Origin of the sequence: Kribbella sp. CA-245084 (genome assembly GCF_050942355.1) — a bacterium.
Lineage (GTDB): Bacteria > Actinomycetota > Actinomycetes > Propionibacteriales > Kribbellaceae > Kribbella.
In genome coordinates, this window is the sequence record NZ_CP192053.1 from 3,183,250 (window position 1) to 3,197,677 (window position 14,428).

Sequence of the window (14,428 nt, forward strand, 5' to 3'; positions counted from 1 at the left end):
CTTCGTCTGATCGGTCGAGTGTCAGCCTACGGTGCCGCCGGAGCGGGCGAGATCCGGGTCACGGGCCCGTCACGCTCCAGCAGCTCAAACCTACTGGGACCAACCAGCAGGGTCAGTCATGGAAGTGCAAAGGTTTCCCCGCGAGCGCCAGGTGCGCTTCGCCGAGGGCCTCGTTCTGGGTCGGGTGGGCGTGGACCAGCGGCGCGACATCGGCCGGGTACGCCTCCCAGTTGTAGATCAGCTGCGCCTCGCCGATCAGCTCACCGACACGCGAGCCGACCATGTGCAGCCCCACGACCGCGCCGTCCCGAGCGCGGACCAGCTTCACGAAGCCGGACGTCTTCAGGATCTGCGACTTGCCGTTGCCGCCGAGGTTGTAGTTGAGGATCTCCACGTCGCCGTACTGCGCGCGGGCCTGCTCCTCGGTCAGTCCGACCGACGCGACCTCCGGCTCGGAGTACGTCACCCGCGGGATACCGGCCTCGTCGATCGGCGTCGGCGCGAGACCCGCGAGGTGCTCGACGACGAAGATGCCCTGCTGGAACCCGCGGTGTGCGAGCTGCAGCCCCGGCACGATGTCGCCGACCGCGTACACGCCCGGCACGCTCGTCTGCAGTGTCGAGTCGACAGTTACGAACCCGCGATCCAGCGCGACCCCGACCTCTTCGTACCCCATGCCCGCGGTGTTCGGTGCGCGGCCGACGGCGACGAGCAGTACTTCGGCCTCGATCACCTCACCGCCCGCGACCGTCACCTGCACGCCGGAATCCGTTACCGCGACGGACTCGAACGGCGTACCCGTCTTGAAGGCGATCTTCCGCTTCCGGAACGCCCGCTCGAGCGTCTTCGAGCAGTCCGCGTCCTCGGCCGGGACGAGCCGCGGCAGTGCCTCGACGATCGTCACGCGAGTGCCGAACGACGTCCACGCCGAAGCGAACTCGACCCCGATCACGCCACCGCCCAGTACGACGGCCGACTCCGGGACCCGGTCGAGCGTCAGCGCGTGCTCGCTCGCGATCACCCGGTGCCCGTCGATCTCCAGCCCCGGCAACGAACGAGAGTAGGAGCCAGAGGCAAGGATCACGTTGCGACCGGTGTACGTCGTGTCGCCGACCTGGACCGTGGTGGGGGAGGTGAGCCGCCCCTCGCCCTCGACGACCGTGATCCCGCGCGCCTTCAACTGCCCCTGCAGGCCCTTGAAGAGCCGGTCGACCACGCTGTCCTTGTACTTGTTCACGCCGCCCATGTCGACGCCCTCGAGCGTCGTCCGGACACCGAACTGCTCACCCTCACGGGCCGAGTCGGCGATCTCAGCGGCGTGCAGCAGTGCCTTGGTCGGGATACATCCGCGATGCAGACAGGTCCCGCCGACCTTGTCCTTCTCCACCAGCGCCACCGACATACCGAGCGTCGCGGCACGCAGTCCGGCGGCGTAGCCACCGCTGCCGCCGCCCAGAATCACCAGGTCGAACGTCGTACCAGTGCCAGTCGAGGTGCCAGTCGAGGTGCCGGTCGGGGTATCAGTCACAGGTTCCTCCGTGAGTCAGGTCCAAGGCAGGCGGTCCCGGATCGCGGTTCCGGCCCGGCGCAATCTTGTCACCGATCCGGCCCCGATCCACGCCGGGGCCACACCGGCGCGGGCAGATCGCTACTGCCCGCAACCGTTATCCAGGATTTCGGCCACGACTTGCACACATAGTGGACACTTACCTCATGAAGTGGTTCGGTCGCCGGCAGAAGGCCGGAACGATGCGCCGGGCGGAAACTCCGGACCAGGCGCACCTGAAGGAGTTCGTCCAGACCCGCCAGGGAGTCGAGGGATTCGTCGAGCCGCGCACGGCGGTCACGGAGTACACCCTGCTCCTGGTCGCGATCGACGGTGAATGGACCCGCCGCCGGGTCCCGTCGGTGCAGTGGGCCCACAACTTCCTCAACAAGCTCGGCATCCCGTCGTACGACGCGGCCGTGGTCGGCTATCCGCCCCGGATGCGCGAGTACAACGCCCGGATGAAGAAGAACGGTCTGCCTTAAAGGATTGGCACAGCAAGGATCGGCACAGCAAGGATCGGCACAGCAAGGATCGGCACAGCGGAGCGGACGGCAGCGACTACCTCGGTATCGACCGCTCCCAGCAGCAGGTCAGCAGAAGCGGACAGGCGGGCCACCGCGTGGCCGGTCGGTGTGATCAGCGCGCTGCGCCCGATGCCCAACGGGTCGGTGCCGGACGGCGGCGCGTACGCCTGGCCGCAGGCCAGCAGCCACGCCTGCGCGTCCGCGGCGCGCGCCCGCGTCAGCAGATCCCACTGGTCCTCCTTGCCAGGCCCCGCACCCCACGACGCCGGTACGACGACCAGCTCCGCGCCGGCCCGTCCGAGCGCGCTGAACTGATCCGCGAACCGCAGGTCGTAGCAGGTCGACAGCCCGATCACGGCGCCGCCGAAATCGAACGGGACAATCTCGTTGCCCGGGGCAACAAGATCCGATTCGCGCGACCCGAACGCGTCGTACAGATGGATCTTCCGGTACGAGGCCTCGACCCCCGGCCCCGTCGCGAGCAAAGTGTTGTGGACCCGCCCGTCAGCTGCCGGCTCGAACAGACCCGCGACGACCACGACGCCGAGGTCGGCGGCCACCTTCCGCAGCCCGGTGGCGAACGGCCCGTCGAGCGGTTCGGCGACCGCGCGGAGATCGGAACCGAAGCAGGCCAAAGTGGCTTCGGGGAGTGCGATCAGCTCGGCTCCGGCGTCCGCCGCCCGGCGTACGGCATCGGTGGCGAGCCGCAGATTGGCGACCGGATCCCGGCCGGTGCCGAGCTGGGCGGCGGCAACCCGTAGAACTGTCATCGAGCCCTCCTAGGCTGTATACATTCGGTATGCGACTGAGTGGGGATTCCGGCCGGGATCGCGCCTATCAATACCTCCGCGGGACCGTGCTGAGCGATCCGGCGGTGTCCGGCACGTTCATCAACGAACAGGCGGTCGCAACCGAGGTCGGGATCTCGCGTACGCCGGTCCGTGAGGCATTGCTGATGCTGGCCGCCGAGGACCTGGTGCAGCTCGTCCCGCACCGTGGCGCATTCGTCGCGCCTGTGCCTGGCCGGGAGATCGCGGAGATGATGCAGGCGCGTGGCGTAATCGAATGCTGGGCTGCAACCACCTCGCTCGCGTCCGGTCACCCACCGGTCGAGGCGATGTCCGACGTACTCGGGCAGCAGCGGGCGATCGTCGACAACAGCGACCCCAAGGAGTTCATCGAACTGGACAGCCAGTTCCACGCGCTGCTCGTCGAAGCAGGCGGGAACTCGGTGCTCGGTCGTCTGTACGAGAGCCTCCGCGCCCGCCATGTCCTGCTCGGCGTGGTCGCGCTGCAGCGCAGTACTACCCGTCGGCAAGACGTGCTCGCCGAGCATCAGGCGATCGTGGACGGTCTGGCGGCGGGCAAGCCGGCCGCGGCCGAGAAGGCGATCCGGCGCCATCTGGACACCACCGGATCGATCCTCATGCAGGGCTGACACCAGCTCGCCCTGCATCGCAATGACCGTCACCGGGTGGACCTCCTACCGTCGATGCTTCATACTCGTTGTATACGACGTGTTCACGCAAGTGCCGACGGAAGATTGCATGGGAGGACTTCGCGATGACCCTGACCTTCGTGCTGCCGAACGGCCAAGAGCGCGAGATCGCCGTCCGCTACGCCCTGAACGCGGGGTACGCCGGTCGCGACGCCGATCAGGTCAGGCGGCATGTGGACGAGTTGGCCGAGCACGGTGTGCCGGCCCCGAACCGGATCCCGACGCTCTACCCGCTGTCCTCGTCGCTGGTCAGCCGGCCGGCCGCCGTCCAGGTCGCGCATGGCAAGACATCCGGGGAAGCGGAATGGGCCCTGATCGTCGGTGCAGACCTGGACGATCTGTTGCTGACCGTTGCCTGCGATCACACCGACCGGGCGCTCGAGGCGCATGGTGTTGCCTGGAGCAAGCAATCCGCGCCGGACGTGGTCGGCGACGTGGCCTGGCCGCTCCAAGCGATCGAGCACGAGCTGGATCAGTTCACCTTGAAGGCATGGGTGAGGCATGGTGATACCGACACGTTGATCCAGGACGGGACGCTCGAGCAGTTGTTGCCCCCGTCGTACTGGATCAAGGAGCTCGGTGAGCGGCTGGTCCCGGGGACTGTGTTGTTGGGCGGGACGATTCCGATGGTGGCGGGCGTCGACCAGTTCGGTGAAGGGTGGCGGGTGGAGATGACAGATCCGCGGGGTGTCACGAGCCGGATCGCCTACCAGGTCGAACTGCTCGAGCCGGCCTGGGACTGAGGGATGAAGGACGAGAAGGAGTTCTTCGCCACCGGCGAGCTTGCGTGGGTTGACACAACAAACGGGATCTCGGAGCGCGTGCTCAGCGAGGGCCCCGACGGGATGCTGACCAGGCTGGCACGCTGGGCGCCCGGCACGTTGTCAGGCGAGGAAATCATCCGCCATGAGTATGTCGAAGAGGTCTACTTGCTCGAGGGTGAGCTGACCGATCTCACCCTCGAGCAGACGTTCCGGCCCGGCGACTACGCCTGCCGGCCGCCGGGCATGCCGCACGGTCCCTACCGAACAGAGACCGGCTGCACCATGCTGGAGATTCGTTACTCAGCTCGCTGACGCGGCCAGCTCGACCAGTGTGCGGACCGCGTAACCGGTGCCGCCGTTCGGGATGTAGCCGGACGCGCCGCCGTCGTTGAAGGCCGGGCCGGCGACGTCCAGGTGCACCCAGTCGATGCCCTCAGCAACGAAGTCGCCGAGGAAGGCGGCCGCGGCGAGGGCGCCGCCCCAGGCCTCGCCGGTGATGTTGGCCAGGTCCGCGACCTTCGAGTGCGACTTCAGCTTGTCGAGCATCTCGGCCGGGATCGGCAGCGGCCACATCGACTCACCGGCAGCGATCGCGGCGTCGACGACGCGGTCGCGCGCGGTGTCGGTGTTCGCGAACGCGCCGGCCACCTTGGTGCCCAGGGCAACGACACACGCGCCGGTCAGGGTCGCCACGTCGACGATCAGGTCGGGCTGGTCTTCCGACGCCCGTACCAGCGCGTCGCCGAGCACGAGCCGGCCTTCGGCGTCAGTGTTCAGCACCTCGACGGTCTTGCCGCCGTACATCGTCAGTACGTCGGACGGCCGCGCCGCCGAGCCGGACGGCATGTTCTCGGCCATCGCGGCGTACGTCGTCACCTGCACCGGCAGGCCGAGCCGCGCGATGGCGAGCGTCGCGCCGATGACCGCGGCGGCACCGGCCATGTCGGACTTCATGCTGACCATGCCGGTCGAGGTCTTCAGCGACAGACCGCCCGAGTCGAACGTGATGCCCTTGCCGACGAACGCGAGATGCGTGACCGGCTTCTTCGGCGTGTAGGTCAGCCGGACCAGCCGCGGCGGGTTGGTCGAGCCCTGGCCGACACCGAGGATGCCGCCGTACCCGCCCTTGGCGAGCGCCTTCTCGTCGAGCACCTCGACCTTGACGCCGTACTCCTTGCCGAGCTTGACCGCGTCGGCGGCGAACTCGACCGGGTGCAGGTCCGACGGCGGGGTGTTGACCCAGTCGCGCACCTGCGCGACGGCGTCCGCGGTCACCTCGGCGCGCTCGAGCGCGGCCTTCGCGTCCTTGTTGCGGGCCAGGTCGGTGAGCAGCGTCAGGTTGCCCGGCGCTTCAGAGCTGTCCGAGGACTTGTACGCAGTGAAGGCGTAGCGCCCCATCAAGGCGCCCTCGGCCACCGCGCGGACGCAATCCGCATCCGGGGTCGGCAGCGCGAGCGCGACCGACTGCGAGATCTTCACCGCGCGCACGCCGGTGCCGGCCGCGGTGCGGAGGTCCTCGGTCTTCAGCGCGCCGTCGGGGGCCGCGCCGAGGCCCACCGCGATCAGCGTGGCCGACTTGCCCGGCTTCGGCCCGGGCACCTTGGTCACCTCCCCGGCCTTGCCGGTGGCGCCGAGTCCGGACAGCACCTCCACCAGCTTCCCGCCGTACGCGGCGTTCAGCGACTCGGTGCCGGCCGGCAGAGTGACGCCGCCGTCGAGTTTGACCACGCCGATGACCACGGCGTCGGTCTTGACGCCGGCGGCATCTGACTTGCTCAGGGTGATGGTGGTCACGAAATCCTCAGTCCTCCTTGACCGGCTGGCAGATGGCCGGTCGTCACGGTACGTGCAAGCTGCCTGAGCATGCTACGCGTCCGGTAGTTTCCCCTCCATGACCGAGTCGACCGATTTGAAGAAGTCCCCGATGCACGAGCGCCACGTCGCGCTCGGTGCCAAGTTCGCCGAGTTCGGCGGCTGGGAGATGCCCCTGGAGTACAGCGGGGTGGTAGCCGAACATACTGCGGTCCGTACGTCGGTCGGCGTCTTCGACGTGAGCCACCTGGGCAAGGCGACCGTGAAGGGCCCGGGCGCCTCGGCGTACGTGAACGCGTGCCTGACCAACGATCTGGGCAAGATCGTGCCGGGCCAGGCGCAGTACACACTGTGCTGCAACGAGCGCGGGGGAGTGGTCGACGACCTGATCGCGTACCTGCACGCCGACGACGACGTGTTCCTGATCCCGAACGCGGCCAACACCGCCGAGGTCGTCCGTCTGCTGCAGGCCGATGCCCCCGACGGCGTCGAGGTGACGAACGTCCACGACGACTACGCGATCCTCGCCGTCCAGGGCGCGAACAGCGACGAGGTCGTCGCCGCGATCGGCCTTCCGACCGGACACGACTACATGGCGTTCGCAACAGCCGACTTCGGCGGTACGCCGGTTGTCGTGTGCCGCACTGGTTATACGGGCGAGCGCGGGTACGAGCTCGTCGTACCGAACGCTGCCGCCGTTGCGGTGTTCGACGCGCTGCTGGAGGCCGGGAAGCCGCACAACATCGTGCCGGCCGGCCTCGGCGCGCGCGACACGCTGCGGACCGAGATGGGGTACCCGCTGCACGGCCAGGACATCACGCCGGACATCACGCCCGTCCAGGCACGCTCCGGATGGGCTGTCGGCTGGAAGAAGGAGCACTTCTGGGGCGATCAGGCCCTGCGCGCAGAGAAGGAGGCCGGACCGGCGAAGATCCTGCGTGGTCTCCGGGCGGCCGGCAGGGGTATTCCGCGGCCGCATATGACCGTTCTGGACCAATCCGGAACGGCGCTCGGTGAAGTCACCTCCGGGACGTTCTCGCCGACCTTGAAGAAAGGCGTCGCGCTGGCACTGCTGGACGCGACGGTAAAGGAAGGCGACCAGGTATCGGTCGACATCCGGGGACGCCAGGAGTTGTTCGACGTCGTCAAACCGCCGTTCGTCACCGTCCACGTCCGCTAAGGCCATTTTGGTCACGTTCTGTAATATCGTGGCACAAATTGGCCACTGTCGGTACTGTGCCGACGCGTTTTGCGAAGAATTGACTGCGAACAGTGACGATTCGGGGCAAATGTTCCGTTCCAGTACCCGTTCCGGTAACGATTTGTGCACTGGTGCCGGGCACCGCTGGTTTGGTGTCACAGTGTCAGGCAGGCTAGCCCGCGGTTGTGGGGGATCGGCTCTGTCAAGGGGATTTGACGCGAGCCTCCACAGAGCAAAGGCTCGGCACGCTATCCACCGATAAGTGCCGGATCTGCGGACCGAAATCCGGCCGACTGACTGACGGAGTGCGAATGAGTATTGGGTCGCCCGACTCGACCGTAGGGATCGAGGACCACCCGGCGTCGGCAGAGCCGGTGCGCACCGCGGCCACCCCGCACGGGAAGTCGCCGAGCCGGATCGCGTTCGACCGGTTGCGCAAGGACCGGGTTGCGGTGATCTGCGCGTCGATCGTGCTGTTCTTCATTCTGATCGCGATCTTCGCGCCGCTGCTGGCCAAGCTCGAGGGCCAGGACTACAGCACCTTCCACACCGACCTGATCGACGAGTACGGGTACCCGACGATCGGGATCAACGGCTCGCACTGGTTCGGCGTCGAGCCGAAGACCGGCCGGGACAACTTCGCCCGCTGGGTGTTCGGCGCCCGCCCGTCGCTGATCATCGCGTTCCTGGCGACTGTTGTCGGCACCGTGATCGGCGTCGTGATGGGTCTGCTGGCCGGCTTCCTCGGCGGCTGGGTCGACCGCGTGATCTCCTGGCTGATCGACTTCGTGCTGAGCCTGCCGTACCTGCTCTTCGCGATCGCGCTGGTGCCGATCGTCGAGTCGATGCGCGGCGGTTCGTTCAACCTGACGCCGCAGGAACAGGCGTCGATCCGCTTCTATGTCTTGATTTTCGTCCTCTCGTTCTTCGGCTGGGCCGGCTTGGCCCGGATCATCCGGGGCGAGGTGCTTTCGCTGCGCGAGCGTGAGTTCGTGCTCGCCGCCAAGGCGATCGGCGTACCGACCCGGCAGGTCCTGTTCAAGGAACTGCTGCCCAACCTGGTCGCTCCGATCGTCATCTCGGCCTCGCTGGCGCTGCCCGCCTATGTGACCGCGGAGGCTGGACTTTCCTTCCTCGGTGTCGGACTGGTCGAACCGATCCCCTCGTGGGGTCAGACGATCTCCGTCGCCACAAACTGGTTCAAGGCCGACCCGATGTACCTCTGGCTGCCCGTGATCGGGATCACCGCTCTGGTGCTCGCCCTCGCGCTGCTCGGAGACGCCATCCGGGACGCCTTCGACCCCAAGACTCGCCGGTAGTTCGGCGATTGCCCCAGCGGCAGAAAAGGAGAAACCCGACCATGCAGTGGAAACGGATAACCGCGGTTGCGGCGACGGTCATGCTGGCCGCCGTGGCCTGTGGCAGCCCGTCCTCGAACAGCGGCAACAAAGGTGACACCAACAGTGTGGGGGGCGCTCAGGTCAAGGCTACGGACCCCACTGCGAAGGGCCCTGCCGCTGACGTTGACGGCGCGAAGAAGGGCGGCACGATCACCGTCCTCAGTGATGTGACGCCGGACACCTTCGACCCGACGAACATCTACTACGTCGATGGCAACCAGATCGGCAAGCTGTTCTACCGCGCGCTGACCCAGTACCGCCTGGACGGCCCGGACCACAAGCCGGTCCTGGTTCCGGACCTGGCGGAGGACCTCGGCACGAAGTCCGCGGACGGCCTCACCTGGACGTTCAAGCTGAAGCAGGGCATCAAGTACCAGGACGGCACGCCGGTCAAGGCTGCCGACTACGCGTACGCGATCAAGCGCTCCTTCGCGCACGACCTGTACGACGCCGGACCGACGTACCAGCTGCAGTTCTTCCTGGACGGCGACAAGTACAAGGGCCCGTACGGCCCGAACGGCGCCGACTACAAGGGTGTCGAGACGCCGGACGACAACACGCTGGTCATCCACCTGGCGAAGAAGTTCGACGACCTGCCGTACTACGTCGCGTTCCCGATGTTCGCGCCGATCCCGCAGGCCAAGGACACCCAGAAGAACTACGAGCAGCACCCGATGGTGACCGGTCCGTACCAGGTCCAGTCGTACACCCCGGGTACCGAGCTCAAGCTCACGAAGAACCCGAGCTGGGACCCGAACACCGACCCGGTGCGGCACCAGTACGTCGACGGCTGGGACTTCAAGTTCAGCCAGGACCTGATCAAGGCCCAGCGTCAGGTGCTGGCCAGCTCCGGTCCGGACGCCGACGCGCTGAACTACTCGAACCTCGACGTCTCGCTGCTGCCTGAGGTCAAGGACCAGTCGCAGCTCGTCAAGGGCCAGTCGCCGTGCACGATCATGTACACCATGGACACCCGGAAGATTCCGCTGGAGGTCCGCAAGCTGATCGCCAAGGCGCACCCGTACGACGCGTGGCGCAAGGTTGCCGGTCTGAACCCGACCGACGACCCGCCGGCCTCGACCATCCTGCCGCCGGCTGTCCCGGGCTTCGACAAGTACGAGCTCCCGGGTCTGACCGGTACCGGTAAGGGTGCCGAGGACGACGCGGTGGCCGCCGAGGTCAAGTCCGAGCTGGCGAAGATCGGCAAGTCGAACTTCGAGCTCAGCTGGTACTACTCGATCGACGACAAGATCTCGACCCAGACGACGCAGCTGCGCAAGCAGATGTTCGAGAAGGCCGGCTTCAAGGTCCGCGCCATCGGCGTCCCGAAGGCCAAGATCCGTACCTTCACCGGTGACCAGAACGCTCCGGTGAACATCGGCAAGACCCCGACCGGTTGGTGCTCCGACTGGCCGAGCGGCACCAGCTGGTTCCCGGTGCTGTTCAAGTCCGACGCGATCCCGCTGGGCAACAGCGTCGGTCAGCTGCAGGACAAGGCCCTCGACGCCGAGATCGACGCCGTGACGGCGAAGAGCCCGGACGAGCAGCTGACGGAGTGGAAGAACATCGACAAGGAGATCCTGGAGAAGTACCTCCCGGTCCTGCCGCTGTACTACAGCTCTACGAACTCGCCGGTCGGTAAGAACATCGGGCACGCGATCAACGACCCGACACAGGGCATGCCCGAGTTCACCTCGATGTTCCTGAAGCAGCCCTGATCCAAGTCCGTTCTGAAGTAGTAGTCAGTCATTGAACGGTGATGTGGTGCCCGGACCACCGTCCGGGCACCACATCGATCGGTGAGGAGACAACCCCGTGCTCTATTTCGTGGCGCGCCGAATGGTCAGCGCGCTCAGTGTCGTGTTGGCGACGCTCATCGCCACCTTCGCGTTGTTCTTCGTCGCGCCGACCGATCCGGCCGGTGCGATCTGCGGCGAGCGCCAGTGCACCCAGCAGCGCTACAACGAGATCAGGCAGAACCTGCATCTCGACCGGCCGAAGGTGCAGCAGTTCGCGGAGTACACGGCGGGAATCTTCACCGGCCGCGACTTCACCACATCGGGCGTGACGCAGCACTGCGCTGCGCCGTGTCTCGGCTTCTCGTTCAAGAACGACCGCCCGGTCACGGAGATGATCAAGACCCGGTTCCCGGTGACGGTCTCACTCGTGCTCGGGTACGCCGTCCTGGTGCTGACGATAGGCGTGTTCGTCGGATCCATGGCGGCGAAGAGACGCGGGACCCTGGGCGACCGGGCACTGATGACCAGCACGCTGGTGGTCAGTTCCGTGCCGTACTACATCGTCGCCCTGATGGTCGCCCTCTACCTGACCGTGCTCTATCCGATTCTTCCACGGGGTGAATGGACACCACTCTCGGAGAATCCGGCGAAATGGGCAGCCGGTCTGCTGACACCCTGGCTGGTGCTCGGCGTCTACAACTGCACCGCGTACGCGCGGTACTCACGCGGCTCCATGGTCGAGACGCTGAGCGAAGACTTCATCCGAACCGCGCGGGCCAAGGGCCTGTCCGACCGCGTGGTCACCTACAAGCACGCGCTGCGCTCCGGGTTGATCCCGGTCGTGACGATCTTCGGTCTGGATGTCGCCGGCAGCCTCGGCGGCGCGATCTTCACCGAACGGATCTTCGACCTCCCCGGTCTCGGCGTCCTCGTGCTCGACAGTTTGAACAGCTACGACCTGCCGGTGATCATGGGCACTGTGCTGGTCGCCTCCGTCATCATCGTTGTGATGAACCTGCTGGTGGACATCGGCTACAGCCTGATCGACCCGCGGGTGAGGCTTTCGTGAGCAACCCAGCGCCCCAGGACAGGGGTCCCGAAGACCGGAAGGACAGCATGGCCGAGAGTGCAGCCACTCCGGCGGACGCCACAGCGGCCGCCAAGCGTGGCCCGTCGGTCGCCACCCGTGAGCGTCGCGACGGTTCGATCAACCCCAGCGGCGAGACGCCGTACTTGGTGGTTGAGGACCTGAGTGTGAAGTTCCCGACCGCGGACGGTCTGGTCAGCGCGGTGAACGGGCTGAGCTACTCGGTCCCGCTCGGCCGCACGCTGGCGATCGTCGGCGAGTCCGGCTCCGGTAAGTCGGTGTCGAGTATGGCCGTGATGGGCCTGCACGACCGCAAGCGCACCCGTATCAGCGGGTCGATCCGGCTCGGCGGTGACGAACTCATCGGCCTGTCCGAGAACGACCTGATGAAGATCCGCGGCGACGCGGTGTCGATGGTGTTCCAGGACCCGCAGTCCTCGCTGCACCCGCTGTACACGATCGGCAACCAGCTGGTCGAGGGGTACCGCGTGCACCACAAGGTCTCCAAGGACGTCGCGAAGAAGCGGGCGCTGGAGATGCTCGAACTCGTCGGCATCCCGAACCCGCCGCGGCGCTTCGCGCAGTACCCGCACGAGTTCTCCGGCGGTATGCGGCAGCGCGCGATGATCGCGATGAGCCTGATCAACGACCCGAAGCTGGTGATCGCCGACGAGCCGACCACCGCGCTGGACGTGACCGTGCAGGCGCAGATCCTGGATCTGCTGAACAACCTGCAGAAGGAGTTCGGCTCCGCGATCGTGCTGATCACGCACGACCTCGGCGTGGTGGCCGAGATGGCCGACGACGTCCTGGTGATGTACGCCGGGCGCTGCGTCGAGTACGGCACCGCGGCCGACGTACTGGCGAACCCGCGGATGCCGTACACCTGGGGTCTGCTCGAGTCGATCCCGACCGTCTCCGCGGCGAACGAGCGGCTGCGCCCGATCAAGGGTCTGCCGCCGTCCCTGTTGAACCTGCCGGACGGCTGTTCGTTCAGCGCCCGGTGCCCGTATGTCGAGCGGGTGAAGGGTGAGCTCTGCACCACCCAACTGCCGGACCTGCTGCCGGTGGACGGCGCCGGTGCCCATACGTCCCGTTGTCACCTGCACGACAAGGCCTCGATCTACGAGGCCGAGGTCGCGCCGCGACTGGGCTGACGGCAGAGACTGACAGGGACTGAGGAGATATGAGCGAAACTCTGTTGCAGGTCCGCGACCTGAAGATGCACTTCCCGATCAAGGAAGCGGCGGGTCTGGGCCGGACCAAGAAGGTCGTGCAGGCCGTCGACGGCGTGAACTTCGAGCTGAAGGCGGGCGCGAGCCTGGGCCTGGTCGGCGAGTCCGGCTGCGGCAAGTCGACCACCGGCCGGATGATCACCCGGCTGCTGACCCCGACGGCCGGCGAGATCGTGTTCAAGGGCACCGACATCGCGCAGCTGAAGGAGCGGGAACTGCGCCCGTTCCGCCGGCAGCTGCAGATCGTGTTCCAGGACCCGTACAGCTCGCTGAACCCGCGCCAGACGGTCAGCAACATCATCAGTACGCCGCTGCGCGTGCACAACCTGGTCAAGAAGGGCAAGGAACTCGCCCGGGTCCAGGAGCTGCTGGAGCGGGTCGGGCTGAACCCGGAGCACCACAACCGGTACCCGAACGAGTTCTCCGGCGGTCAGCGGCAGCGCATCGGTATCGCCCGGGCGCTCGCGGTCGAGCCCGAGGTGATCATCGCCGACGAACCGGTGTCCGCACTGGACGTGTCGATCCAGGCCCAGGTGATGAACCTGCTCGAGGACCTGCGGCGCGATCTCGGGATCGCGTTCGTGTTCATCGCGCACGACCTCGGCGTGGTCCGGCACTTCTGTGACGAGGTCGCGGTGATGTACCTCGGCAAGATCGTCGAGCAGGGCTCGCGGGACCAGATCTACAACGCCCCGCAGCACCCGTACACGCAGGCTCTGCTGTCGGCGGCGCCGGACCTCGGCACGATCCGCGGGGTTCCGCCGAAGGAGCGGATCCGCCTGGTCGGCGACGTACCTTCGCCGATCGACCCGCCGAGCGGCTGCCGGTTCCGGACCCGCTGCTGGAAGGCCGAGGACATCTGCGCCACCCAGGAGCCCCTGCTGGAGATCAAGCCGCAGTCGACCCCGGGCCACACGGCCGCCTGCCACTTCGCGGAGCCCAAGGTCGACCTGACCGCCGCCACCGCGTAACCAACGGAGAAAGCCCCCGTCAACGACGACGGGGGCTTTCTCGTGCGCTGACTTACTTATGGGCCTACTTGTGGGTCCAGGCAACAGGATCGCTCAGGTGGAGCAGGAGTCGGCCGAGGAGAGTCCAGCAGACGCCCCATAGCGCGATGGCCACGAAGTGGGGTACGTCGCCGAGGGCCAGGCCGATCGGGATGGTGAGGGGCCAGAGTCCTGTGAGCAGCGGCAGTGCACGGGCCGGACCGGTCCACAGGCGGGCTCGGAGGATCGCGATGCCGGCGACGATCAGGCCCAGGGCGGAGAGCATCATGAACGCGCTGAAGAACGGGATGGCGCGGTCCTGGTCTGCGACCGCGTAGAAGTGGGCCAGCGCGAAGAGCGTCATCGTTACAGAGACGACGGTCAGGGTCTTGCGGGCAAGCGGTACGGCGGCGCTACGCAGGCCGAGTACGCCGGCGGTGGCCAGCAGCGCGCTGGCGCCGGCGAACCCGAACCAGGCGCTGTCGGCGATGTTCGCGTCGATCGCGGCGACGGTACCGGCCGCGACGATGCCCAGTCCGCCGACGATGGTCGTCCAGCCGAGCGGACGCAGTGCGGGGCGGGCGGCGGTTGTTGTGATGGTGCTCATCGGAAGTTCCCCCTCAAGAAGCG

The 14,428-nt window shown here is 67.0% G+C and carries 14 protein-coding genes; 10 read left to right on the forward strand and 4 right to left on the reverse strand.

What is annotated here, in order from left to right; all coding sequences use genetic code 11:
* Window positions 1-112: 112 nt before the first annotated feature.
* Window positions 113-1,528 carry a dihydrolipoyl dehydrogenase gene (gene lpdA / locus ACQPYH_RS15365; protein ID WP_432891732.1) on the reverse strand — a complete coding sequence of 472 codons (1,416 nt, stop codon included), beginning with the start codon at window positions 1,526-1,528 and terminating at the stop codon, window positions 113-115.
* 185 nt (window positions 1,529-1,713) lie between these two features.
* Between lpdA and ACQPYH_RS15370 the strand changes: the two genes are divergently transcribed.
* Window positions 1,714-2,031 (forward strand): hypothetical protein, encoded by a 318-nt coding sequence (locus ACQPYH_RS15370; RefSeq protein ID WP_432891735.1) that lies wholly within the window; start codon window positions 1,714-1,716, stop codon window positions 2,029-2,031.
* Here ACQPYH_RS15370 and ACQPYH_RS15375 read toward each other — a convergent pair.
* The gene (locus ACQPYH_RS15375) at window positions 2,028-2,843 is read right to left on the reverse strand and encodes a carbon-nitrogen hydrolase family protein (protein ID WP_432891737.1); all 816 of its coding nucleotides are present in this window, start codon (window positions 2,841-2,843) and stop codon (window positions 2,028-2,030) included. The genes ACQPYH_RS15370 and ACQPYH_RS15375 overlap by 4 nt on opposite strands.
* Before the next feature lie 29 nt (window positions 2,844-2,872).
* Between ACQPYH_RS15375 and ACQPYH_RS15380 the strand changes: the two genes are divergently transcribed.
* From ACQPYH_RS15380 to ACQPYH_RS15390, 3 genes are all read left to right on the forward strand, one after another.
* Window positions 2,873-3,511 carry a GntR family transcriptional regulator gene (locus ACQPYH_RS15380; RefSeq protein WP_432891739.1) on the forward strand — a complete coding sequence of 213 codons (639 nt, stop codon included), beginning with the start codon at window positions 2,873-2,875 and terminating at the stop codon, window positions 3,509-3,511.
* Window positions 3,512-3,636: 125 nt separating this feature from the next.
* Window positions 3,637-4,314, forward strand: a complete 678-nt coding sequence (locus ACQPYH_RS15385) for a DUF2848 family protein (protein ID WP_432891742.1) — start codon at window positions 3,637-3,639, stop codon at window positions 4,312-4,314.
* Window positions 4,315-4,317: 3 nt separating this feature from the next.
* A complete protein-coding gene (locus tag ACQPYH_RS15390) occupies window positions 4,318-4,647 on the forward strand; it encodes a cupin domain-containing protein (protein ID WP_432891745.1) in 330 nt (109 codons plus the stop codon).
* On the opposite strand, the gene ACQPYH_RS15395 is transcribed toward ACQPYH_RS15390, so the two are convergent.
* Window positions 4,636-6,129 carry a leucyl aminopeptidase gene (locus ACQPYH_RS15395; protein ID WP_432891748.1) on the reverse strand — a complete coding sequence of 498 codons (1,494 nt, stop codon included), beginning with the start codon at window positions 6,127-6,129 and terminating at the stop codon, window positions 4,636-4,638. The two genes, ACQPYH_RS15390 and ACQPYH_RS15395, sit on opposite strands and share 12 nt — an antisense overlap.
* 97 nt (window positions 6,130-6,226) lie before the next feature.
* Here ACQPYH_RS15395 and gcvT point away from each other — a divergent pair, with 97 nt between their 5' ends.
* The 6 genes from gcvT (at window position 6,227) to ACQPYH_RS15425 (ending at window position 13,780) form a co-directional block, all read left to right on the forward strand.
* Window positions 6,227-7,327 (forward strand): glycine cleavage system aminomethyltransferase GcvT, encoded by a 1,101-nt coding sequence (gene gcvT, locus ACQPYH_RS15400; protein ID WP_432891750.1) that lies wholly within the window; start codon window positions 6,227-6,229, stop codon window positions 7,325-7,327.
* A 332-nt stretch (window positions 7,328-7,659) separates the two neighbouring features.
* A complete protein-coding gene (locus ACQPYH_RS15405) occupies window positions 7,660-8,667 on the forward strand; it encodes an ABC transporter permease (RefSeq protein WP_432891753.1) in 1,008 nt (335 codons plus the stop codon).
* Between the two features lie 41 nt (window positions 8,668-8,708).
* Window positions 8,709-10,466, forward strand: a complete 1,758-nt coding sequence (locus tag ACQPYH_RS15410) for an ABC transporter substrate-binding protein (RefSeq protein ID WP_432891756.1) — start codon at window positions 8,709-8,711, stop codon at window positions 10,464-10,466.
* Between the two features lie 97 nt (window positions 10,467-10,563).
* Window positions 10,564-11,556 carry an ABC transporter permease gene (locus ACQPYH_RS15415; protein ID WP_432891759.1) on the forward strand — a complete coding sequence of 331 codons (993 nt, stop codon included), beginning with the start codon at window positions 10,564-10,566 and terminating at the stop codon, window positions 11,554-11,556.
* 47 nt (window positions 11,557-11,603) lie between these two features.
* Window positions 11,604-12,731: an ABC transporter ATP-binding protein gene (locus ACQPYH_RS15420; protein WP_432891762.1), complete on the forward strand. Its 1,128-nt coding sequence runs from the start codon at window positions 11,604-11,606 to the stop codon at window positions 12,729-12,731.
* 29 nt (window positions 12,732-12,760) lie between these two features.
* Window positions 12,761-13,780: an ABC transporter ATP-binding protein gene (locus ACQPYH_RS15425; protein ID WP_432891765.1), complete on the forward strand. Its 1,020-nt coding sequence runs from the start codon at window positions 12,761-12,763 to the stop codon at window positions 13,778-13,780.
* Window positions 13,781-13,844: 64 nt separating this feature from the next.
* On the opposite strand, the gene ACQPYH_RS15430 is transcribed toward ACQPYH_RS15425, so the two are convergent.
* Complete coding sequence (locus ACQPYH_RS15430; protein ID WP_432891768.1) at window positions 13,845-14,405, reverse strand: hypothetical protein; 561 nt, start codon at window positions 14,403-14,405, stop codon at window positions 13,845-13,847.
* Window positions 14,406-14,428: the final 23 nt, after the last annotated feature.

What these genes read in the sequence shown, in the direction of transcription:
- ACQPYH_RS15370 (WP_432891735.1), top strand. Translation starts at nt 1,714, where the DNA reads ATGAAGTGGTTCGGTCGCCGGCAGAAGGCCGGAACGATGCGCCGGGCG.
- ACQPYH_RS15375 (WP_432891737.1), bottom strand. Translation starts at nt 2,843, where the DNA reads ATGACAGTTCTACGGGTTGCCGCCGCCCAGCTCGGCACCGGCCGGGAT.
- ACQPYH_RS15380 (WP_432891739.1), top strand. Translation starts at nt 2,873, where the DNA reads ATGCGACTGAGTGGGGATTCCGGCCGGGATCGCGCCTATCAATACCTC.
- ACQPYH_RS15385 (WP_432891742.1), top strand. Translation starts at nt 3,637, where the DNA reads ATGACCCTGACCTTCGTGCTGCCGAACGGCCAAGAGCGCGAGATCGCC.
- ACQPYH_RS15390 (WP_432891745.1), top strand. Translation starts at nt 4,318, where the DNA reads ATGAAGGACGAGAAGGAGTTCTTCGCCACCGGCGAGCTTGCGTGGGTT.
- gcvT (WP_432891750.1), top strand. Translation starts at nt 6,227, where the DNA reads ATGACCGAGTCGACCGATTTGAAGAAGTCCCCGATGCACGAGCGCCAC.
- ACQPYH_RS15405 (WP_432891753.1), top strand. Translation starts at nt 7,660, where the DNA reads ATGAGTATTGGGTCGCCCGACTCGACCGTAGGGATCGAGGACCACCCG.
- ACQPYH_RS15410 (WP_432891756.1), top strand. Translation starts at nt 8,709, where the DNA reads ATGCAGTGGAAACGGATAACCGCGGTTGCGGCGACGGTCATGCTGGCC.
- ACQPYH_RS15420 (WP_432891762.1), top strand. Translation starts at nt 11,604, where the DNA reads ATGGCCGAGAGTGCAGCCACTCCGGCGGACGCCACAGCGGCCGCCAAG.
- ACQPYH_RS15425 (WP_432891765.1), top strand. Translation starts at nt 12,761, where the DNA reads ATGAGCGAAACTCTGTTGCAGGTCCGCGACCTGAAGATGCACTTCCCG.
- ACQPYH_RS15430 (WP_432891768.1), bottom strand. Translation starts at nt 14,405, where the DNA reads ATGAGCACCATCACAACAACCGCCGCCCGCCCCGCACTGCGTCCGCTC.